The sequence below is a fragment of the Streptomyces sp. cf386 genome (genome assembly GCF_900103585.1).
GTDB lineage: Bacteria > Actinomycetota > Actinomycetes > Streptomycetales > Streptomycetaceae > Streptomyces.
In genome coordinates this window covers 14126-33691 of record NZ_FNHV01000028.1, presented here as the reverse complement: position 1 = coordinate 33691, position 19566 = coordinate 14126, and the positions used below count along the sequence as shown (strand labels likewise).

The following is a 19566-nucleotide window of genomic DNA, read 5'->3' as shown; positions in this document are numbered from 1 at the left end:
GCCCACTTCGGACCCCGGGGGTCGTGATGGTCGAGGAGCTGGTGGCGGCGGGAGCGACGCTCGCGACCGCCGGTGTGGTGTATGTGGCGGCGGCCGCGCGGGTCGTCAAGCAGTACGAACGGGGCGTGGTCTTCCGCCTCGGGAAGCTCCGGTCCGAGGTGCGCGGGCCCGGGTTCACCATGATCGTTCCGGGTGTCGACAAACTGCGCAAAGTGAACATGCAGATCGTGACGATGCCCGTGCCGGCGCAGGAGGGCATCACCCGGGACAACGTCACCGTGCGGGTCGACGCCGTCGTCTACTTCAAGGTGACCGGGCCGGCCGAGGCGGTCGTGCGGGTGGAGGACTACCGGTTCGCGGTCTCGCAGATGGCGCAGACGTCGTTGCGGTCCATCATCGGCAAGAGCGAGCTGGATGATCTGTTGTCCAACCGCGAAATGCTCAACCAGGGGCTGGAGTTGATGATCGACAGCCCGGCCGTGGAGTGGGGCGTGACCATCGACCGGGTGGAGATCAAGGATGTGTCGCTGCCCGAGACCATGAAGCGGTCGATGGCCCGGCAGGCCGAGGCGGACCGGGAGCGGCGGGCGCGGGTGATCAACGCCGATGCGGAGCTTCAGGCCTCCAAGAAGCTGGCGGAGGCGGCGCATCAGATGGCCGATGCGCCGGCGGCACTGCAGTTGCGGTTGCTGCAGACGGTGATGGCGGTGGCGGCCGAGAAGAACTCCACGTTGGTGCTTCCGATTCCGGTGGAGTTGTTGCGGTTTCTGGAGAAAGGGGCGCAGGGGCCGACGGGGGAGGCCGGTGTCGACGCCGGTGCCCAGCGGGCGCCGTCCGTCGAGTCCCGGGCCGTGCAGGAGGAACTTCCGCCGCTTGAGCCGCGCTTGAATTCGGATTCGGAAGGGTCGATTTCAAGACAGGAGTAGACCTCACGCGCTGCGTATGGTTCGCTCGCTTGCAGTGTTTGCTGTGCGAAGAGGCCCCGTGTGACTGTGCACGGTCAAGGTGGCGGGGGCGTGCAACCGTGTTCTACGCGCGTCCGGAAGTCGACCTTGTGCGCTCCCAGGGGCCTCGGAATAGTGAGCGTTGTTCAACCGGCCGGGGCGCGGCATTTGTTGTGCGCCGCCTCCGTGGCCGTACGCCTTCCGGTCCGGCGAGGTCCCCACAACCTCTCGGACCGACCCCCCACAGGAGGACGTAAGTTGAAGCACCGACGCATACCCAAGCGGCGTGCAGCCGTGGCAGGTGCGGGCATCGCCGCACTGGTGGCCGCGGGAGTGACCTTGCAGACTGCGAACGCGAGTGAAACGCCCGAGGCGCCCTCGCTCAAGACCCTTTCGGTCGGCGCGGCCGGAAAGCTCGCCTCGACGCTCGCCAAGGACCTCGGCGCCGATGCCGCGGGTACCTACTACGACGCGCAGGCCAAGAGCCTTGTGGTGAACGTCCTCGACGAGGCCGCCGCCGACGCCGTCGAGGCGGCCGGCGCCAAGGCCCGGGTCGTCGAGAACTCGCTCGCCGAGCTGAAGAGCGCGCGTACGACGCTCAAGGCGGACGCGACCATTCCCGGTACCTCGTGGGCGACCGACCCCACGACCAACAAGGTCGTCGTCACCGCGGACCGTACGGTCTCCAAGGGCGAGCTGGCCAAGCTGACCGAGGTCGTCGACGGTCTCGGCGCCAAGGCCGAACTCAAGCGGACGAAGGGGGAGTTCAAGCCCTTCGTCGCGGGTGGTGACGCGATCACCGGTGACGGTGGGCGTTGCTCGCTCGGCTTCAACGTCGTCAAGGGCGGGGAGCCGTTCTTCCTGACCGCCGGGCACTGCACCGAGGGCATCACGACCTGGTCGGACTCCAGCGGCACCGAGATCGGCACCAACGAGGTGTCCAGCTTCCCGGACAACGACTACGGGCTGGTCAAGTACACCGCGGAGGTGGACCACCCGAGCGAGGTCAACCTCTACAACGGGTCCTCGCAGGCCATCAGCGGGGCCGCCGAGGCCACCGTCGGCATGGAGGTCACCCGGAGCGGGTCCACCACCCAGGTGCACGACGGTACGGTCACCGGGCTGGACGCCACCGTGAACTACGGCAACGGTGACATCGTCAACGGGCTGATCCAGACCGACGTCTGCGCCGAGCCCGGCGACAGTGGCGGCTCGCTGTTCTCCGGCGACAAGGCGATCGGCCTCACCTCGGGTGGCAGCGGTGACTGCACCTCCGGTGGGGAGACGTTCTTCCAGCCGGTGACCGAGGCGCTGTCGGCCACGGGTACCGAGATCGGCTGACGGTTCGTCGCTTTTATGGAGTCCCGCCCCTTGTGTGAGGGGCGGGACTTTCGTGTGTGCGGGGTCGGTCGTCGTGCGGGTTTGGTGGGGGTGCGCGTCTGTGCCTGCGGCGCATGTGCGGGTTCGGCGGGGGTTCGCGTAGCGCCCGGCGGTGCGTTGTGGGTCGGGGCCGCGCCGGGGGGTGTCCGTCCTCGGTCGGGCGGTTGAGGTGGGGGAGAAGGTGGTGTTTCTTGACGCCCGCCGCTGCGGGCGGACACCCCCCGGCACGTCCGCTTGCCGCCGTACGCGGGTGCGGGTGCGTACCTCCGCGCCTTTACGGCGTCTTGGTCGGCTGCGGCGCCTTGTTCGCCTGCGGTGTCTTGGTCGTGCGGCCGCCTGTTCTCAGCGACGTCGCCAGGAGGGTGACTGCGATTCCTGCGACCGCCCATGCCGAGAGCACCAGCAGTGATGCGGTCATGTCGTTGCTGTTGAAGTAGGCGATCGAGCGTGTCGCCCATGTTCCCGCGCCCGGCGGTAGTGCGGGGCCGATGTCTCTCCAGAACGGTGGGAGCAGTGGGGGTGGGAGGGCGCCGCCCGCGCTCGGGTTGCCCAGGATGACGATGATCAGGATGACCAGGCCGATGCCGGCCATGCCGAAGATGGCCTGGAAGGCGAGCGTCGCCGCGCCGACCGCGAAGATGATCAGGGCGCCGAGGCCCCAGAGTGCGGTGATGCTGCCCGGGAGGGCGTTGAGGATCGGGCCCACGATCAGGGCGCCGCCGAGGCCGCCGACGATCGCGACCAGGGCCATGGCGGCGAGCCGGATCACCGAGCGTCTGGGAGTGGGGCGGCCGGCGCCGGAGCTGATCGTCATGATCGACGCACACAGATAGCCGCCCACGCACCAGCCGACGGTCACGTAGAAGGACGAGAGTCCGTTGGCGTCCTGTCGGTCGGCCGGGGCCACGTCGATGGTGCGGAGGGTGCGTGCCTCGGACTTCTCCAGGGTGGTGACGAGGTTCTCCAGGGTGGCGGCCAGCACCCTGCCGCCCCCGGTGGCGACCAGGAGGGTGTCGGTGGTGCCTGTCGGGTCGATCAGCAGGGCGCCGTCGATGTCGCGGTTCAGGATCTGTTCGCGGGCCGTCGCCGTGTCGGGCAGTGCGCGTGGGGTCAGCGGGTCGCCGGGGAGGTTCTGCAGTCGGGTCACCGTCTGCTGGGCGGCGGCCTGGGGGGCCACGACCCCGAAGGGCACGTCCTTGGGTTTCGGGTCGTGGAGTGCGCCCACATAGGAGGCGATGAAGAGCAGGTGGAGGATCACCACGCCGGTCACGAGCAGGGTGGCTCGTGGAGTGACCGCGTCCTTCACTTCGGCGAGGAAGGGGCTGTGGGGAGTGTCGGCGCCGGTGGTCTGCGTCATGCCCCCACGGTCCGGGGGCTGTGCTGTTTGTGCAGGTGGGGGGCGGCCGAATGGATGCCGTACGGATGTTCTGTTCGGTGCGTTTCCCTCAACTGCCGCGGCTGGTCGGGGAACTGGCGGGGTGGGCTTGTTCTGGCCGCTGGTCGCCTCCCTGAGAATCGATGATGTGTTCGAATGTGGGTCGCTGACCGGGGTTGATGAGGTTAGAGTAATCGAACGAGCGTACGATGGATTTATCGGGCATGTGGCCGAAAAGGGGTGGAGTGATGGAGGTGCGGCATGGAGGGTTTCGCCCACGTGCACGTCGCGTCCGGTTACTCCGCCCGCTACGGCGCCTCCCATCCCGAGCAGCTCGCCCGGCGGGCGGCCGAGCGGGGTATGGCGGCGCTCGCGCTCACCGACCGGGACACGGTCACCGGGGCTGTGCGGTTCGCGCGGGCCTGTGCGAAGGAAGGGGTTCGGCCGGTCTTCGGTGTCGATCTGGCGGTGGAGGCCCTTGCGCCCCCGCCGCCCGGCCGGCGCCGCCGTACGCCGGTGCGCGGTGGTGCGCATGTCGTCGAGCCGCCGTTGCGGTTCGTGCTGCTCGCCGAGGACCGGGCGGGGTGGGCGCGGCTGTGCCGCATCACGTCGGCCGCTCATGTCGGTGCCTTGTCCGGTACGCCGCCGGTGGTGCCGTGGGAGGCGCTGCGCGCGTACGGCGGCCCTGGGCTGACGGTGCTGCTCGGGCCGCTCTCGGAGCCGGTGCGGGCGTTGTCGGTGGGGCGGGAGGATGTCGCGGTGAAGCTGCTGGCGCCCTGGAAGGAGATCTTCGGGAGGGGGGTCAGGCTGGAGGTTGTTGCGCAGAAACGTTTCGGCACAGGGGCGGGATCGCTTCGGCTGGCCGCCCGGACGCTGGCCCTGGCCGATCACACCCGCACCCCCGCCGTGCTCTCCAACGCCGTCCGCTACGCCGACCCCGGGCAACACAGACTTGCCGATGTCCTGGACGCCGCGCGGCTGCTGCGACCGATCGACCGGCGCCGCCTGGACAGTGGGCAGCGCTGGCTCAAGGGCGAGCGGGGGATGGCGGTCGTCGCGCGGATGGTTGCCGAGTGTGCGGGAGGGGATGTCCGGCGGGCGCGGCGCCTGATGGCGGACACGGCTGCTACGGCGACCGCGTGCACCGTCGACCCCCGAGCGGACCTCGGCCTCGGCACACCGCACCTCCCGGAACCGTCGCTCTTCGGCGCCGAGCCGGGAGCGGGTGGTGCGGCCCGACTGCTGCGCCTGAGGTGCGAAGAAGGCCTGGTCCGACGCGGCCTCGACCGCGACCGAGCGGCACTCGACCGGCTGGACGAGGAACTCGGCGTCATCTCGCACTGGAACTACGACGCGTACTTCCTCGCCATCGGCCAGGTCGTGGCCGACATCCGGGCCAAGGGCATCCGGGTCGCGGCCCGCGGCTCCGGCGCCGGGTCGATGGTCTGTCACGCGCTGGACATCGCCACCGCCAACCCGCTCGACCACCGTCTGCTGTTCGAACGGTTCCTGAGCAGGCGCCGGGAGTCGTTGCCCGACATCGACATCGACGTGGAGTCGGCCCGTCGGCTGGAGTGCTACGACACGATCTTCGAACGGTTCGGGAAGGAGCGGGTGGCGGTCACCGCGATGCCCGAGACCTATCGGGCGCGCCGGGCCCTGCGCGACACCGGTCTTGCGCTGGGGATCGCGCCGGCGGAGGTCGACCGGATCGCCAAGAGCTTCCCGCACCTGAGGGCCGCCGACATCACCGGCGCGCTCGCCGAGCTGCCCGAGCTGCGGCAGTTGGCGGGCGAGGCGGGCCGGTACGGGCCCTTGTGGGAGCTCGCCGAGGGCCTCGACTCCCTGGTCCACGGCATGGCCATGCACCCCTGCGGCGTGGTCATCAGCGACGCCACCCTCCTGGACCGGCTGCCGGTGCAGCCCACCCCGCAGGGCGACTACCCCATGGCCATGGCCGCGAAGGAGGAGATCGAGGCGTTGGGCAACATCAAGCTCGATGTGCTGGGGGTGCGGATGCAGTCCGCGATGGCCCATGCCGTCGCCGAGATCGAACGGACCACCGGCAACCGCATCGACCTGGACGACCGGCGACAGGTGCCGCTGGACGACGTCTTCGCGTTCAAGCTCATCCAGGAGAGCCAGACCCTGGGCCTGTTCCAGCTGGAGTCGCCCGGTCAGCAGGACCTGCTGTCCCGGCTGCAGCCGCGCGACGTGCAGGACGTCATCGCCGACATCAGTCTCTTCCGGCCCGGTCCGGTCGCCGGCGGTATGCCCGAGCGCTATATCGCCGCGCGCCATGGCGGCACGCCGTCGTACGCGCACCCGGATCTGGAGCCGGTGCTCGCCGACACCTACGGCGTGACCATCTGGCACGAGCAGATCATCGAGACGCTGCATGTGATGACCGGCTGCGACCGGGCCTTCGCGGAGATCACCCGGCGGGCCCTCGGCGACAAGGAGCAACTGCCCAGGATCAGGGACTGGTTCCACGAGCGGGCACGCGCGCGTGGCTACAGCGCGGTCGTGCGGGAGGAGGTCTGGAAGACGGTCGAGGCCTTCGGGGCGTACGGCTTCTGCCGCGCGCATGCGGTCGCCTTCGCCGTACCTGCTCTGCAGAGTGCCTGGCTCAAGGCGCACCATCCGGCGTTCCTGTTGGCGGGTCTGCTCGAACACGATCCCGGGATGTGGCCCAAGCGTGTGCTCGTCGCCGACGCCCGGCGGGGTGGTGTGCAGGTCCTGCCGGTCGACATCAACCGCTCCCGGGTGCGGCACACCGTGGAGAAGGCCGACGGGGAGCAGTGGGGCGTACGGCTCGCGTTGTCCGCGGTGCACGGCATCAGTGAGGGTGAGTGTGCGCGGATCGAGGAGGGGCAGCCGTACGGATCGCTGTCGGACTTCTGGCAGCGGGCCCGTCCCAGCAGGCCGGTCGCCGAGCGGCTGGCGGAGATCGGTGCCCTGAACTGCTTGCACGACGGCCGGCTCACCCGGCGTGATCTGCTGCTCCAGATCGCGGAGTTGCACCGGCAGTCCCGGAACCGGTCCGCGCACGAGGGCCAACTGCCCATCGTTGCGGGTGCGGTTGGCGGGGCGGAGCCGAGCGGGCTGCCGGAGATGACCGGGCGGGAGGCGCTGAGCGCCGAGTTGAGCACCCTTGGCATCGATGTCTCCAAGCATCTGATGGAGCACCATCACCGGCTGCTGCGGGAGATCGGTGCGACCGACGCAGCGCACTTGGCCGGGATGCGGGCCGGTCAGCAGGTGCTCGTGGCCGGGGTGCGGGCCTCGACCCAGACGCCGCCGATCGCGAGCGGCAAGCGGATCATCTTCGTCACGCTGGAGGACGGGTCCGGGCTGGTCGACCTGGCCTTCTTCGAGGACTCCCATCCGGCCTGCGCGCACACGGTGTTCCACAGCGGGCTGCTGCTGGTGCGCGGCACGGTCCAGGTGCGTGGTACCCGCCGTACCGTCGTCGGCTCCATGGCCTGGGATCTGGACGAGATCGCCGCCGCCCGCCGGGACAACGGTCCCGAGGCCGCGCTCGCCCTCCTCGGCGAGAGGCGTCCGCATCCGACCCCCGCCCAGTCGCAGCGCACCCTGGTCGACGGCACCGCGGGCGCACGGCTGCATCCGTATGCCGATCTCCAGCCTGCCGGCACCCGTTCCGCCGACCTGAAGAAGTTCGGTCACCGAAGTCCAGGGAGCGCGGGATGAGCACACGTCAGCGGCACATCGCCCACCTCCACCTGCACGCCTCGCTGACCGAGGATCAGTACGGCGACATAATCGAATTGATGTCTGGGGTGACGCCTCATGTCCAGGCCGTCCCGCCGGGCGCCGTCCAGCTCGACCTGACCTCGGCGCTCAGATACTTCGACCTGTCCCCCTACGACATGGTCCAGCTGGCGAAGATGAGGCTGAAGGCTCTCTACGGCATCGACAGCAGCGCCGGTCTCGCCGGCAACCGAATGCTGGCGGCCATGGCGGCCGACGCGTCCGCACCGGGTGACGCCACCTGGGTTCCTGCCGGGCAAGTGGCCGACTGGCTGTATCCGCGACCGGTCACCGCGCTGCCCGGAATCGGCCGTGCCACGGCGGAGACGCTCAGCAGATACGGCCTGCACACCATCGGGCAAGTCATCGACCTGCCCGCGGCAACCCTGCAACGACTTCTCGGCGCAGGCCCTGCCCGTCTGCTGGCCGAACGCGCCCGTGGCCATGACCCCCGCCCAGTCGTTCCGTCGGAGCCGACGGCGCATCTGATCGCCGACCTCGTGCTGGAACGGGACTGCCTCGATCCGGTGCAGCATCACCGAGCCGTCCTGGGACTCGCCGACCAGATCGGCCAACGCCTCCGCGGCGAAAGCCAGATCGCCGGCCGGCTCACTCTCACCGTGCGCTACGCCGACCGCAGTTCCACCACGCGTACGCGCACATTGCCGGAACCCACCAACCACTCACCCGCCTTCGTAACCGCCGCACTGGGTCTGCTGACCGGCCTCGGGCTGCAGCGAGCGAGAGTCCGTGCCTTCGCGCTCCGCGCTGACGACCTGCTGCCGGCCGGTGACGCCTACCGTCAGCTTTCTCTGGATCCCAGTGACGCTCGTGCCCGCGCAGCCGAAGCCGCCGCCGACCGTGCCCGTCGACGCTTCGGGGCAGAGGCTGTGCGTCCAGCCGCTCTGGCTGACCGCTAACACCGCGAAACCGCGACTGACCGTGCAGTTCAAGCCCGGCGACACCGCGCATGTGGTGGAGCAACTCGACTAGATGCAGGCGCAGTTCTTCGGCCAGCCGCCCAGGCGACCGCCCGGCGGCGCGCGAACCTATGGGCCGTGCCTCCGCGGCGTCGAAGTGGGCAGACCGCATCAGATGCCTGTGCAACGAGGCCTGCCGTGCCCTTCTCAGCGGTGGCGGGGGCGAGGCAGCAGGGCGAACGCGCTCTCTGCGATCGAGGTCAGGCGGTCGGGGCTGTGGCCGTACGCGCCTACGACATCGGTCCCGCGGATGATGGTCAGCAGGAGGTAGGCGAGGTCGTCGGGGTCCGCGTCGGGGTCGATGTCGCCGTTGCGCTGGGCCGCTCGCACACACTCGGCCACCGCCGTCCGGACTACGGCGAAGCAGTCGTTCGCCAGGCGTTGCACCTCGGGGTCGGAGGCGCCGATCTCCAGGGCCATTTTGGCGGCGAAGCAGGCCGCCGCCGTCCGGTCGGGGGCGGGGGGTACGTCGGCGGCGAGTGGCACCCCGTGGACGGCGCGGAGCAGGTAGGCGTGCAGTCGTTCCAGGGCGCCCTCGTCCGGTCCGGCGAGCATCTTCCGCGGACCCTGCGCCAGCCGGGCGAAGTAGCCGGTCATGGCCTGCAGCAGCACGCCGTGTTTGCCGTCGAACGCGGCGTAGAGGCTGCCGCGGCCCAGGCCGGTGGCGGTGCTGATGTCGTCGACGCTCGTGCCGTTGTAGCCCGAGGTGCGGAACTGCCGCTCGGCGGCGTGCAGGACGTGGTCGGGGTCGAAGCTTCGTGGTCTGGCCATACACCGAAGGTAAAGCCGTCCCAGCCTTCTTGACAAGTCAGTACAGAACCATCTAGGTTCCTGACTATTCAGTACACAACCATCCTGAGCTCACCGGACAGGCTTGGTCCGGGCTTGCAGGACCGGTGCGACCGTGTCGACCTGAGCACAGGCGACCCCACACAGGGCACGACGAAGTCATGTCCACAACCGAAGGAACCACCATGCAGACAGCTTCCCCAGTGGCCCTCGTGACGGGTGCCTCCTCCGGGATTGGGCGGGCGGCTGCGCTCGCCCTCGTGGGCGCCGGCTTCGCGGTGGTCGGCACGAGCCGCAACGCGGCGAACGCCAAGCCGATCGCCGGCGTGACGTTCCTCGATCTCGACGTGGCCAGCGACGAATCGGTCCGCTCCCTGGTCGGGGAGGTGATCGATCGGTTCGGCCGGATCGACGTCCTGGTCAACAACGCAGGCGTGGGCGCGGTCGGCGCCGGCGAGGAGAGCTCGATCGACCAGGCCAAGGAGGTCTTCGACATCAACGTCTTCGGCCTGATGCGGATGACCAACGCAGTGCTGCCCCACATGCGCGCCCAGCGCAGTGGCCGCGTGGTCAACGTCGCGTCGGTACTCGGCCTGATCCCAGCCCCCTTCATGGCCGTCTACGCCGCCACCAAGCACGCGGTCGAGGGCTACTCCGAGTCCGTCGACCACGAGCTTCGTGAGCACGGCGTGCGGATGCTGCTGGTCGAGCCGGCCTACACAAACACGAGTTTCGAGGCGAGCAGCATGGCACCCGACTCGCCCCTGCCGGTCTACGCCGCACAGCGGCAGGTCTCCCGGGACGTGCTGGCCACGGCCGTGCGCAACGCCGACCACCCGGACGTTGTCGCGAAGGTGATCGTCGCGGCCGCCACCGATTCCAAGCCCAAGCTTCGGTACACCGCCGGCCCGATGGCCAGACGTGTCAGCCTCCTGCGCCGGATCGTGCCCTCGCGCGCCTTCGACCAACAAATCCGCAAGCTCAACCGACTGGCCGGCTGACCCCGCTACACCCGGCGCCCAAAAAAGACGCACATGTCCAAAACCAGAGACACTGAAGCCGGCATCAGCCTCTCTCGTCCGACCGCTCCTGGAAATGGCTGACACCCATGGAATTCGAACACGTCACCTTCGACCTGCCACACGGCACCTTTCACGCGCTGCAGGGTGGTGACCCCGATGGTCAACCGACGCTCGTCCTGCACGGCTTCCCGGACCATCCGCCGACCGCGAAGCCCTTCCTCGCCGAGCTCGGCCGCCGCGGACGTCACGTCCTCGCACCCTGGCTTCGCGGTTACGCGCCGTCCCCGACCGCGGGACCGTTCGACTTCGCATCCCTCACCGGCGACGTGCTCGCGCTGATCGACCGCTGGTCTCCCGGGCGAGCCGTGGAGTTGGTCGGCCACGACTGGGGCGCCCTGATCACATACGATGCCGTCGTCACCGCGCCGGAGCGGATCGAACGCGCGGTCACGCTCGCAGTCCCCCACCCCATCACGTTCCTGAGTCGGCCGCGCCTCGCTCAGCTACGCCGGATCTGGTACATGGGGCTCTTTCAACTGCCGGGAAGCGGCTGGGTGGCCACCGCCCGCGATCTCGCCTTCATCGACCGCCTCTGGCGTCAGTGGTCGCCCAGCCTCTCACTCGATCCAGCTCTCCAGGCGGAGCTGCACGAGCACCTGCGGGCGAGCATGCCCGCGCCTCTGAAGTACTACCGGGCGATGCTGCGACCCAGCATGATTGGGGCGACGCGCCGCCTGTCTCAGCCGATCGCGGTGCCCCTGCTGCAGCTTTACGGTGCCGACGACGGCTGCTTCCTCCCCCCGAAGGTCGACGACCGACATCGGTTCGCCGCCCCGCACGCGCTGGAGGTCGTCCCCGACGTCGGTCACTTCCTGCACATCGAGGCCCCCGAGGCGATCGCGGAACGGATCGCGGCATGGGTCAAGTAGCGGATCACATCACTCGGAGTGGGGGACGTATGGCACAGGCCCCGGACGCTGCGCGGACCGTCATCATGACCGTGGACGACGATCCCGGGGTGTCCCGGGCCGTCGCCCGTGACCTGCGACGGCGCTACGGCAAGTCGTACCGGATCGTGCGCGCGGAGTCCGGCGAGTCCGCGCTGGAGGCGCTGCGGGAGCTGAAGCTGCGCGGTGATCTGGTCGCGGTGATCCTGGCCGACTACCGGATGCCCCAGATGAACGGCATCGAGTTCCTCGAACAGGCCATGGACGTGTATCCGGGCGCCCGGCGCGTGCTGCTGACCGCGTACGCGGACTCGAACGCGGCGATCGACGCGATCAACGTCGTCGACCTCGACCACTACCTCCTCAAGCCGTGGGACCCGCCGGAGGAGAAGCTCTACCCGGTGCTCGACGATCTGCTGGAGGCCTGGCGGTGCAGTGACTTCCGGCCGGTGCCGAGCACCAAGGTCGTCGGTCACCGGTGGTCGGCCCGCTCGTCGGACGTACGGGAGTTCCTGGCCCGCAACCAGGTGCCGTACCGCTGGTACTCCACGGACGAGCCCGAGGGGCAGCGGCTGCTCGCGGCGGCCGGGCAGGACGGGCAGCGGCTGCCGGTGGTGATCACGGCGGACGGTTCGGCGCTCGTCGAGCCGGAGGTGCCCGAACTGGCCGCGCACGTGGGACTGGCGACGACACCCACGGCCGACTTCTACGACCTGGTCGTCATCGGCGGCGGGCCGGCCGGGCTGGGCGCGGCCGTGTACGGGGCCTCGGAGGGCCTGCGTACGGTGCTCGTGGAGCGGTCGGCGACCGGCGGGCAGGCCGGGCAGAGTTCGCGGATCGAGAACTATCTGGGCTTCCCGGACGGGGTGTCCGGCGGCCAGCTCACCGACCGGGCGCGACGCCAGGCCACGAAGTTCGGCGCCGAGATCCTCTCCGCACGGGAGGTGACCGGTCTGGACAGCAGCGGGGCGGCGCGGCTCGTACGGTTCGCGGACGGGTCGGCGATCGCGGCGCACAGCGTGATCCTGGCGACCGGTGTGTCGTACCGGCGGCTGGAGGCGCCGGGTGCCGACGAGTTGTCGGGCCGCGGGGTGTTCTACGGGTCCGCGCTCACCGAGGCCGCCGCCTGCCAGGGCCACGACGTGTACATCGTCGGCGGCGCCAACTCGGCCGGGCAGGCGGCGATGTACCTGTCCAGGGGCGCCAAGTCGGTCACCCTGCTGGTGCGCGGAGCGGACCTCACCGCGTCGATGTCGCACTACCTGATCCAGCAGATCGCCGAGTCGCCGAACATCTCGGTGCGGGCCCACACGGTCGTCGAGGCCGCGCACGGCGACGGCCACCTGGAACAGCTGACGTTGCGCGACACGACGAGCGGGGAGACCGAACTGGTCGACGCGCAGTGGCTGTTCGTGTTCATCGGCGCGGCCCCGCTGACCGACTGGCTGGAGGGTACGGTGTTGCGGGACGAGCGCGGGTTCATCCTCGCCGGGCCCGATCTGACCGCCGGCGGGCGGCCACCGGCGGACTGGGAGCTGGACCGGCCGCCATACCACCTGGAGACCAACATCCCCGGCGTGTTCGTCGCCGGGGACGCGCGCGCGGAGTCCGCGAAGCGGGTCGCGTCCGCCGTCGGAGAGGGAGCCATGGCCGTGATGCTCGTCCACCGGTATCTGGAGCAGTCGTGAGCGGGCGGCTGATGCCGTGCAGCGCGGCGGAGATCAGCTCGCTGTTCCTCTTCGAGAAGCTGAACTCCGAGCAGCTCGGCAGGCTGTGCAGCGAGGGACGGATCGAACTGTTCGACCCCGGGCCGGTGTTCACCGAAGGTGACCCGGCGACCTACTTCTACGTGATGATCGAAGGCACGGTCGTCATGTCGCGCCGGGTGGGCGACGACGACATCGAGGTGAGCCGCACGTCCCAGCCAGGGGTGTACGCGGGGGCCGTGATGGCGTACCTCGGGGACGGAAAACCGCAGCGGTACATGAACTCGTTGCGGGTGTCGGAGCCGACGCGGTTCTTCGTCCTGCCCGCCGAATCGTTCGCGAACTTGATCCACGAGTGGTTTCCGATGGCGGTCCATCTCCTGGAGGGGCTCACCCTCGGTTCGCAGACCTTTCAGCGGGCCGTCGGGCAGCGCGAACGGCTGCTCGCGCTGGGCTCGTTGTCCGCGGGTCTCACCCATGAGCTCAACAACCCGGCCGCGGCGGCCGTACGGGCCACCTCGGCGCTCAGGGACCGGGTCGCGCACATGCGCAACAAGCTCAGCGCCATCGCCTCGGGCCCTTACCACGGCGACGCCCTGAAGGCCCTGGTCGATCTCCAGGAGCGTACGGCCGAGCGGGTCTCCAAGGCGCCGGCACTGAGCCCGCTCGAAGCGTCCGACCGGGAGGACGAACTCGCCGACTGGCTCGACGACCACGGTGTCCAGAACGGCTGGCAGATCGCGCCGATCTTCGTGCAGGGCGGTCTCGACGTCGACTGGCTGGAGCAGATCGCGGCGGCCGTCGATGAGCAGGAGATCCTGCAGAGTGCCATCGGGTGGCTCACCTACACGGTCGAGACCGAGCTGTTGATGTCCGAGATCGAGGACTCCACCACCCGTATCTCGCACCTCGTCGACGCCGCCAAGCAGTACTCGCAGTTGGATCGCGCGCCCTACCAGGTCGCCGATGTCCACGAACTCCTCGACAGCACGCTGCTGATGCTGTCGGGCAAGATCGGTCCCCAGGTCAAGGTCGTGAAGGAGTACGACCGTTCGGTGCCGAGGATTCCGGCCTACCCGGCCGAACTGAACCAGGTGTGGACCAACCTGATCGACAACGCCGTCTCCGCCATCAAGGGCGCGGGCGGCGAAGGGACGTTGACCGTACGCACCGCTCTGGTGCACGACCGGCTGCTGGTGGAGTTCCGCGACACGGGCCCGGGAGTGCCGGCCGAGATCCGCGGCCGGATCTTCGACCCGTTCTTCACCACCAAACCGGTGGGCGAGGGCACCGGGCTGGGGCTCGACATCTCCTGGCGGATCGTCGTCAACAAGCACCACGGTGACCTGAAAGTCGAGTCCGTACCCGGCGACACCCGCTTCCAGGTGCTGCTCCCCCTCACCGCCACCGAGCCCGATACCGTCCCGGACCCGGCCCAGGAGCCCTCATGACCAAGGGCACCGCCATCGACCCCAGCGTCCCGCCCTGCGGGGCCGGGACGAGGCGCTGACCCGTCTCGCCGGTGTGCTGGGCTGGCCCCATATCCGCGAAACCCGTGCCGTGCTCATCGCCGGGGTGTGCAAGACGTGGGTACTGTCGGAGGCCGAGCTCGGCTACACCGGCAGGGGCTGGCTGCGCGCACCGAGCCGGACCGGCGCATCGACAACAGCACCCAGCGCAGCCCCGTCCGGAGCCTCCCTACCAGCGTCACCTGACGCCCGAGGCCGGCCAGCTCAGGCTGAGGATGGAAAAGGCTCACTCCCCATCGCCCCGCACTGCAACATCAGGCCCTACCCTGAGCGGGTCCTGGCCCGGGACGAGGCCGACCGCTGCCCGGCCGGGTGCGCACCGGGACAGCGACCAGGCAGTCACGTGACGCGGGCTGGAAGGGTCACATGAGCCTGACCGGTCCGGCGTCGATCGGCAGGCGGACCAGGAGATAGGGCTTGCGGCGCAGATCCTCGCCTCGTGGAAGAGCGACATCCGGTTGAGCTGGTTGGCCGTGGCGTACAGGTGCCGGTCCGAGGCGACGGACAGGGTGTCGACCCAGATGAGGTCGGTGCCCTGGGCGAGGGTGCGGTAGGTGCCGTCCGGATTCCTGCGCCAGATGGAGTTGTGTTCCAGGTCGCCGCCGTAGAGCCGTCCCTTGTCGTCGCTCTCCAGACCGTCGGCCATCGGCTTGAATCCGAGGTCCTCGACCGTCGCCGCCGCCTCGGCGTCCGTGGCGTCCGGGTCGGCGAGGGCGTCGGTGGACACGCTGTGCAGCCGGCGGCTGGACAGGGGGGAGTAGGAGAGGCGCTGGCCGTCGGCGCTGAGAGCGATGCCGTCGGAGCCGGTCTCGTAGTAGGTGGGTTCGCCGTCCGCGGGGCGGATCATGAGGGGTTCGCCCTCGATGATGGGAAGGAACTGCTCGTCGGGGAGCACTGAGGGATGCCCGGTCAGCCGCCGCCAGGAGCGGCCTGTGGCGAGGTCGACCACGATCACGCCGTTCGAGCCGCCCGAGTCGGTGATGAACGCCATGCCCTCGGCGCCGCGCCGCAGGTCGAAGCACACGTCGTTGGGGTAGCTGTTCGACGGCACCACCTCGGGCGGGAAGAGGAGCTTCCGTACGATCCGGTCGGTGCGCAGGTCGACCGCCACGAGCTTCGGGCCGCCGTAGGAGGACCCGGCGAACAGCGGGTTTCCGGTGTCGAGGATCCATAGCCGGTCGGCCGGGTCGACGACGACGCTCTGCACCGACTGGAAGTGCCCGGCCAGGTCGGAGGCGTCCTAGCGGTTCACCTCGGCGTTGGGGTACGCCACCGGCTTCCCTTGCCGCAGTTCGGCGACGGTGAACGGGACGTCGTGGCCCCAGCGGCGGAAGTTGACGAAGATACGGCCGTGGCGTGAGACGGTGACACTCGTCGGCATCGAGCCCCAGAAGCGGGCGACGACCGTGCGCTGACCGGCGGTTGAACCGGCGGCGGCGTAGGCGGGCCCGGCGAGTTGGGTGGCGGCCAGCGACGCGGTGGTCGCGCCGAGGAATGTACGTCCTTTCATGCGAGCGTCTCCTGCTGGGTCAAGTCGCTGGAAGGCACGGCGCCTTCTCGGCGGTGGCGGTGGCGAGGCAGCAGGGCGAACGCGCTCTCTGCGATCGAGGTCGGGCGGTCGGGGCTGTGGCCGTATGCGCCTACGACATCGATGCCTCGGATGATGGTCAGCAGAAGGTACGCGAGGTCGTCGGGATCGGCGTCGGGGTCGATGTCGCCGTTGCGCTGCGCCGCTCGCGCGCATTCGGCCACCGCTGTCGCGACCGCGGCGAAGCAGTCGTTGGCCAGGCGTTGCACTTCGGGGTCGGAGGCGCCGATCTCCAGGGTCATCTTGGCGGCGAAGCAGGCTGCGGCCGTCCGGTCGGGGGCGGGGGGTACGTCGGCGGCGAGTGGCACCCCGTGGACGGCGCGGAGCAGGTAGGCGTGCAGTCGTTCCAGGACGCGGCGCCTTCGTCCGGTCCGGCGAGGGCCTTGGGCGCAAACTGCCCCAGCCGGGCGAAGTAGCTGGCCATGGCCTGCAGCAGCACGCCGTGTTTGCCGTCGAACGCGGCGTAGAGGCTGCCGCGGCCCAGGCCGGTGGCGGCGCTGATGTCGTCGACGCTCGTGCCGTTGTAGCCCGAGGTGCGGAACTGCCGCTCGGCGGCATGCAGGACGTGGTCGGGGTCGAAGCTTCGTGGTCTGGCCATACACCGAAGGGAAAGCCGTCCCACCCTTCTTGACAAGTCAGTACAGAACCATCTAGGTTCCTGACTATTCAGTACACAACCATCCTGAGCTCACCGGACAGGCTTGGTCCGGGCTTGCAGGACCGGTGCGCCGCGAAGGCGACTTGGACGTTGAATTCATGACGTTCAGGGCGTCGCACGCAGCTCGGTGCAAGAACGAGCCAGCCGATGAAGGCTGCTTCAGAACCAAATACTTCGGAGGACCTCATGACCGCGGTCAGTACGGACAACACTGCACCGGAAGGCACGATGTCCCGTGATTGCTGCTGACGAGACGTTCGACGGCACGTGGCCGTATCCCGCCCGTTTCAATGAGGCTGCCGGCTTCCGTCAGCATTATGTCGACGAGGGCCCCGAGCGGCCCGGTCAGACGATCGTCATGCTGCATGGCGAGCCCACGTGGGGCTACGAGTGGCGCCACCTGATCGGGCCGCTGTCGCGTCACCATCGGGTGGTCGTTCCCGACCACATGGGCTTCGGCAAGAGCGAGACACCGCAGGACCGCACGTACGACGCGAGCGAACACATCCTGAATCTCGAATCGTTGCTCGTCGACACGCTCGACCTCACGGACATCACCCTGGTGGTCCGTGACTGGGGCGGCCCCATCGGCGCCGGGTTCGCATTGCGTAATCCCGGCCGGATCTCCCGGATCTTCGCGGTGAACACCGTGCTGCCTCTCGCCGAGGGCATCGGCGATCTGATGATGGCCAACGGCGCCGAGAGCCGGTGGTTCCGGTGGGCCCAGTCGGCGCTCGCGGACGGTTCGTTCGAGCAGATCCTCGGACGGGCGGGTCACACCATCGCTCAGCTGATGATCGACCTGCAACATGTCGCCCGACCGGAGATCGCCACGCCGACCTGGATCCGCGCGTACTCCAGCCCCTTTTCGACCCCGGCTGAGTGCCGCGGTGTCATCGCGTTCCCCCGGCAGGTCCTGGAGGGCCCGCAGGGCCCGCCGCCCGGCCCGCCGCCCATGGAAGCCGTCGCCGCGCTGCGCGCCGTGCCGGCAATGCTGGCGGTCGGGATGCGGGACACCGCACTGCTGCCCCAGTACGTGATCCCATCGTTCCATCTGGCCTACCCCGACGCACCCATGGTCGAGATCCCGGGCGCCGGCCACTTCCCGACCGAGGACGCTCCCGAGACGCTGCTGGCACTGCTGGAGCTTTTCCTGCAGACGTCCGCGCGCACCTGAAAGGCCGAACGGCCGGCTCCGCGGGTGTGTGGGTGGCCGGCAACGCCACCGATCTGGTCGCCCAGGTCGGGGCCTCCGCAGCGGCCGGCGCCGGCATCAACAGGATGCCGGCCACCGCGGACACCGACGCGGCCCTCCAGGGGATCGCCGAGGTAAGCCCACAAGGGGCCACCGAATGATCTTGAAGCCCTGAGATCTCGGCCCGTCACCGCTCGCCTCACCTTCGCCAGCGAGGAAACCGACCTGCTTTCCCGTCTGGAAATCGATCAGTTTCCAGACGGGATCGGTCATGCCCAGCAAGCAGCAGGAGCGTCCCGCCGAGGTCAACGCCACACTCCTCGACGTCCTCGCCCGCCTCGACGACTCCACATCCTCGGCTTCCTGAACAGCCGACCAACCCAATCAGATGAAGGACACGACAATGACGGAACGCAATCCCATGGACAAGAACACGGCATCGCGACAGCGGGCCCTGGTCGTCGGCCTCGGGATCAGCGGGACCGCCTCCGCGCTGCGACTGCATCGTGCGGGCTGGGACGTGGTGGTGCTGGAGAAGGCTCCCGAGCGGCGCCGCGGCGGATACTTCATCGCCCTGTTCGGGACCGGGCTCGCCGCCGCCGAGCGGCTGGGCTTCGCCGATGCGGTGTCGAATCGCGTCGCTCCGGAAAGCGTGAGCTACGACGTCGACCGCACGGGCCGACGCCGCCGCGGTGTGAGCTACGCCGATGTGTTCCCCGGGTCTCGACTGACGGTGCGGGGCGACATCGAAGACGCGGCCTTCACCGCCCTGCCCGACGAGGTCGAGATCCGGTACTCGACCGTGCCGATCGCGCTGGACCAGTACCCCGACGGGGTGGACGTCGAGATCCGCGACCTGACGACGGAGACGACGACCGTCGAACGGTTCGACCTGGTGGTCGGGGCAGACGGACTGCGCTCGACGGTGCGCCGGCTTGTGTTCGAGCCCGAGCGGAGCCCGATCCGTCGGCTGAACTACATGATCGCCGTGTACAGCCTGCCCGAGCCGATACCCGGCTACCGCCTACAGGACGGGCTGACCATGGCCGAGGCGGGCCGATCGGTGTGGGTGTTCCCGTTCGCCGACCGTCCGCCGTCGGTGCTGTTCTCCTACCGCACCGACGACGTGGACGCCGAGTTCACCCGGCCGGCCATCGACTCGCTGCGCGCCGCCTACGGCGCCGAGCCCACCGGCTCCACGCTCGGTTGGCTGCTCGACCAGTTCGAGAAGGCCCCGGACCACCTGTTCGACTCCGCCGAGCAGGTGCACCTCGACCACTGGCACCGCGGCCGAGTCGTGCTCGTCGGCGACGCCGCGTGGTGCCTGACCCTTTACTCCGGCATGGGGGCATCCACCGGCCTGGCCGGGGCGGACCTGCTCGGCACCATGCTGGAACGCCACCCGCACGACGTGCCACGAGCGCTGCAGGACTGGGAGGACCACCTGCGCCCGTTCATCGACCACCACCTCGGCAGCGGTGTGAGCATGCGCGGTTTCCTCACCCCAGGCAACCGTGCCGAGTTGCTGCTTCGGTCCGTGATGATCCGCCTCGGCCGGCTGCCGATCGCCGGCCGACTGCTCGCCAAGACGAGGACCAAGAGTGCGCGGATGAAAAGCCTGGATATCGCCGCCGCTGCAGCGTGAGTGGAGTTCCTCGAATACGAGCGGGAGAGCGGGG

General features: G+C 69.4%; 17 protein-coding genes. 11 read left to right on the top strand and 6 right to left on the bottom strand.

The genetic code is table 11. The annotated features are described in order from the left end of the window. Positions 1-26 precede the first annotated feature (26 nt). Together BLU79_RS42310 and BLU79_RS42305 are read left to right on the top strand one after the other, a co-directional pair. The gene (locus BLU79_RS42310) at positions 27-926 is read left to right on the top strand and encodes a slipin family protein (RefSeq protein WP_093911367.1); all 900 of its coding nucleotides are present in this window, start codon (positions 27-29) and stop codon (positions 924-926) included. A gap of 276 nt (positions 927-1202) precedes the next feature. Beyond that, the gene (locus BLU79_RS42305) at positions 1203-2285 is read left to right on the top strand and encodes a S1 family peptidase (RefSeq protein ID WP_093911366.1); all 1083 of its coding nucleotides are present in this window, start codon (positions 1203-1205) and stop codon (positions 2283-2285) included. A gap of 313 nt (positions 2286-2598) precedes the next feature. Here the strand turns inward: BLU79_RS42305 and BLU79_RS42300 are convergent, their stop codons facing one another. Continuing rightward, a complete protein-coding gene (locus BLU79_RS42300) occupies positions 2599-3681 on the bottom strand; it encodes a DUF3533 domain-containing protein (protein WP_093911365.1) in 1083 nt (360 codons plus the stop codon). Between the two features lie 279 nt (positions 3682-3960). Here BLU79_RS42300 and BLU79_RS42295 point away from each other — a divergent pair, with 279 nt between their 5' ends. Both BLU79_RS42295 and BLU79_RS42290 read left to right on the top strand, forming a co-directional pair. Beyond that, positions 3961-7413 (top strand): DNA polymerase III subunit alpha, encoded by a 3453-nt coding sequence (locus tag BLU79_RS42295; protein ID WP_093911364.1) that lies wholly within the window; start codon positions 3961-3963, stop codon positions 7411-7413. Continuing rightward, a complete protein-coding gene (locus BLU79_RS42290; protein WP_093911363.1) occupies positions 7410-8393 on the top strand; it encodes a DNA polymerase Y family protein in 984 nt (327 codons plus the stop codon). The genes BLU79_RS42295 and BLU79_RS42290 overlap by 4 nt, the downstream gene beginning before the upstream one ends. Positions 8394-8600: 207 nt before the next feature. Here BLU79_RS42290 and BLU79_RS42285 read toward each other — a convergent pair whose 3' ends face one another. Beyond that, entirely contained in the window at positions 8601-9224 is a 624-nt protein-coding gene (locus BLU79_RS42285) for a TetR/AcrR family transcriptional regulator (protein ID WP_177001397.1), read from the bottom strand. A gap of 203 nt (positions 9225-9427) precedes the next feature. On the opposite strand from BLU79_RS42285, the gene BLU79_RS42280 reads away from it, so the two are divergent. The 4 genes from BLU79_RS42280 (at position 9428) to BLU79_RS42265 (ending at position 14368) form a co-directional block, all read left to right on the top strand. Next, a complete protein-coding gene (locus BLU79_RS42280) occupies positions 9428-10243 on the top strand; it encodes an oxidoreductase (RefSeq protein WP_037753619.1) in 816 nt (271 codons plus the stop codon). 107 nt (positions 10244-10350) lie between these two features. Further along, entirely contained in the window at positions 10351-11193 is an 843-nt protein-coding gene (locus BLU79_RS42275) for an alpha/beta fold hydrolase (protein WP_093911362.1), read from the top strand. A 29-nt stretch (positions 11194-11222) separates the two neighbouring features. Next, on the top strand, positions 11223-12899 hold the full coding sequence (locus tag BLU79_RS42270; protein WP_093911361.1) for an FAD-dependent oxidoreductase: 1677 nt from the start codon (positions 11223-11225) through the stop codon (positions 12897-12899). Then, on the top strand, positions 12896-14368 hold the full coding sequence (locus tag BLU79_RS42265) for an ATP-binding protein (protein ID WP_093911360.1): 1473 nt from the start codon (positions 12896-12898) through the stop codon (positions 14366-14368). Before BLU79_RS42270 ends, BLU79_RS42265 begins: the two co-directional genes overlap by 4 nt. Before the next feature lie 304 nt (positions 14369-14672). Here the strand turns inward: BLU79_RS42265 and BLU79_RS42260 are convergent, their stop codons facing one another. The 4 genes from BLU79_RS42260 to BLU79_RS50170 are packed head-to-tail and all read right to left on the bottom strand — an operon-like array spanning position 14673 to position 16632. Further along, complete coding sequence (locus BLU79_RS42260) at positions 14673-15653, bottom strand: major royal jelly family protein (RefSeq protein ID WP_256333681.1); 981 nt, start codon at positions 15651-15653, stop codon at positions 14673-14675. Between the two features lie 33 nt (positions 15654-15686). Continuing rightward, positions 15687-15956, bottom strand: coding sequence for a hypothetical protein (locus BLU79_RS49530; RefSeq protein ID WP_256333680.1), 270 nt, complete (start codon positions 15954-15956; stop codon positions 15687-15689). Next, a complete protein-coding gene (locus tag BLU79_RS50175; RefSeq protein ID WP_371132051.1) occupies positions 15953-16276 on the bottom strand; it encodes a TetR family transcriptional regulator C-terminal domain-containing protein in 324 nt (107 codons plus the stop codon). Before BLU79_RS50175 ends, BLU79_RS49530 begins: the two co-directional genes overlap by 4 nt. Further along, on the bottom strand, positions 16273-16632 hold the full coding sequence (locus BLU79_RS50170) for a TetR/AcrR family transcriptional regulator (RefSeq protein WP_371132050.1): 360 nt from the start codon (positions 16630-16632) through the stop codon (positions 16273-16275). Before BLU79_RS50170 ends, BLU79_RS50175 begins: the two co-directional genes overlap by 4 nt. A gap of 295 nt (positions 16633-16927) precedes the next feature. On the opposite strand from BLU79_RS50170, the gene BLU79_RS42250 reads away from it, so the two are divergent. The 3 genes from BLU79_RS42250 to BLU79_RS42245 all read left to right on the top strand — a co-directional run bounded on the left by BLU79_RS42250 (position 16928) and on the right by BLU79_RS42245 (position 19532). Continuing rightward, positions 16928-17869, top strand: coding sequence for an alpha/beta fold hydrolase (locus BLU79_RS42250; protein WP_093911359.1), 942 nt, complete (start codon positions 16928-16930; stop codon positions 17867-17869). Between the two features lie 32 nt (positions 17870-17901). Continuing rightward, complete coding sequence (locus BLU79_RS47665) at positions 17902-18048, top strand: hypothetical protein (RefSeq protein ID WP_305657784.1); 147 nt, start codon at positions 17902-17904, stop codon at positions 18046-18048. A gap of 242 nt (positions 18049-18290) precedes the next feature. Beyond that, positions 18291-19532, top strand: a complete 1242-nt coding sequence (locus tag BLU79_RS42245; RefSeq protein ID WP_256333679.1) for an FAD-dependent monooxygenase — start codon at positions 18291-18293, stop codon at positions 19530-19532. Positions 19533-19566 lie beyond the last annotated feature (34 nt).

Bases quoted from the DNA above. Each gene is read 5' to 3' on its own strand.
- BLU79_RS42280 (WP_037753619.1), top strand. From the start codon at position 9,428: ATGCAGACAGCTTCCCCAGTGGCCCTCGTGACGGGTGCCTCCTCCGGG.
- BLU79_RS42295 (WP_093911364.1), top strand. From the start codon at position 3,961: ATGGAGGGTTTCGCCCACGTGCACGTCGCGTCCGGTTACTCCGCCCGC.
- BLU79_RS42245 (WP_256333679.1), top strand. From the start codon at position 18,291: ATGACGGAACGCAATCCCATGGACAAGAACACGGCATCGCGACAGCGG.
- BLU79_RS49530 (WP_256333680.1), bottom strand. From the start codon at position 15,956: ATGAAAGGACGTACATTCCTCGGCGCGACCACCGCGTCGCTGGCCGCC.
- BLU79_RS42270 (WP_093911361.1), top strand. From the start codon at position 11,223: ATGGCACAGGCCCCGGACGCTGCGCGGACCGTCATCATGACCGTGGAC.
- BLU79_RS42290 (WP_093911363.1), top strand. From the start codon at position 7,410: ATGAGCACACGTCAGCGGCACATCGCCCACCTCCACCTGCACGCCTCG.
- BLU79_RS50170 (WP_371132050.1), bottom strand. From the start codon at position 16,632: ATGGCCAGACCACGAAGCTTCGACCCCGACCACGTCCTGCATGCCGCC.
- BLU79_RS42300 (WP_093911365.1), bottom strand. From the start codon at position 3,681: ATGACGCAGACCACCGGCGCCGACACTCCCCACAGCCCCTTCCTCGCC.
- BLU79_RS42285 (WP_177001397.1), bottom strand. From the start codon at position 9,224: ATGGCCAGACCACGAAGCTTCGACCCCGACCACGTCCTGCACGCCGCC.
- BLU79_RS42310 (WP_093911367.1), top strand. From the start codon at position 27: ATGGTCGAGGAGCTGGTGGCGGCGGGAGCGACGCTCGCGACCGCCGGT.
- BLU79_RS42275 (WP_093911362.1), top strand. From the start codon at position 10,351: ATGGAATTCGAACACGTCACCTTCGACCTGCCACACGGCACCTTTCAC.
- BLU79_RS50175 (WP_371132051.1), bottom strand. From the start codon at position 16,276: ATGACCCTGGAGATCGGCGCCTCCGACCCCGAAGTGCAACGCCTGGCC.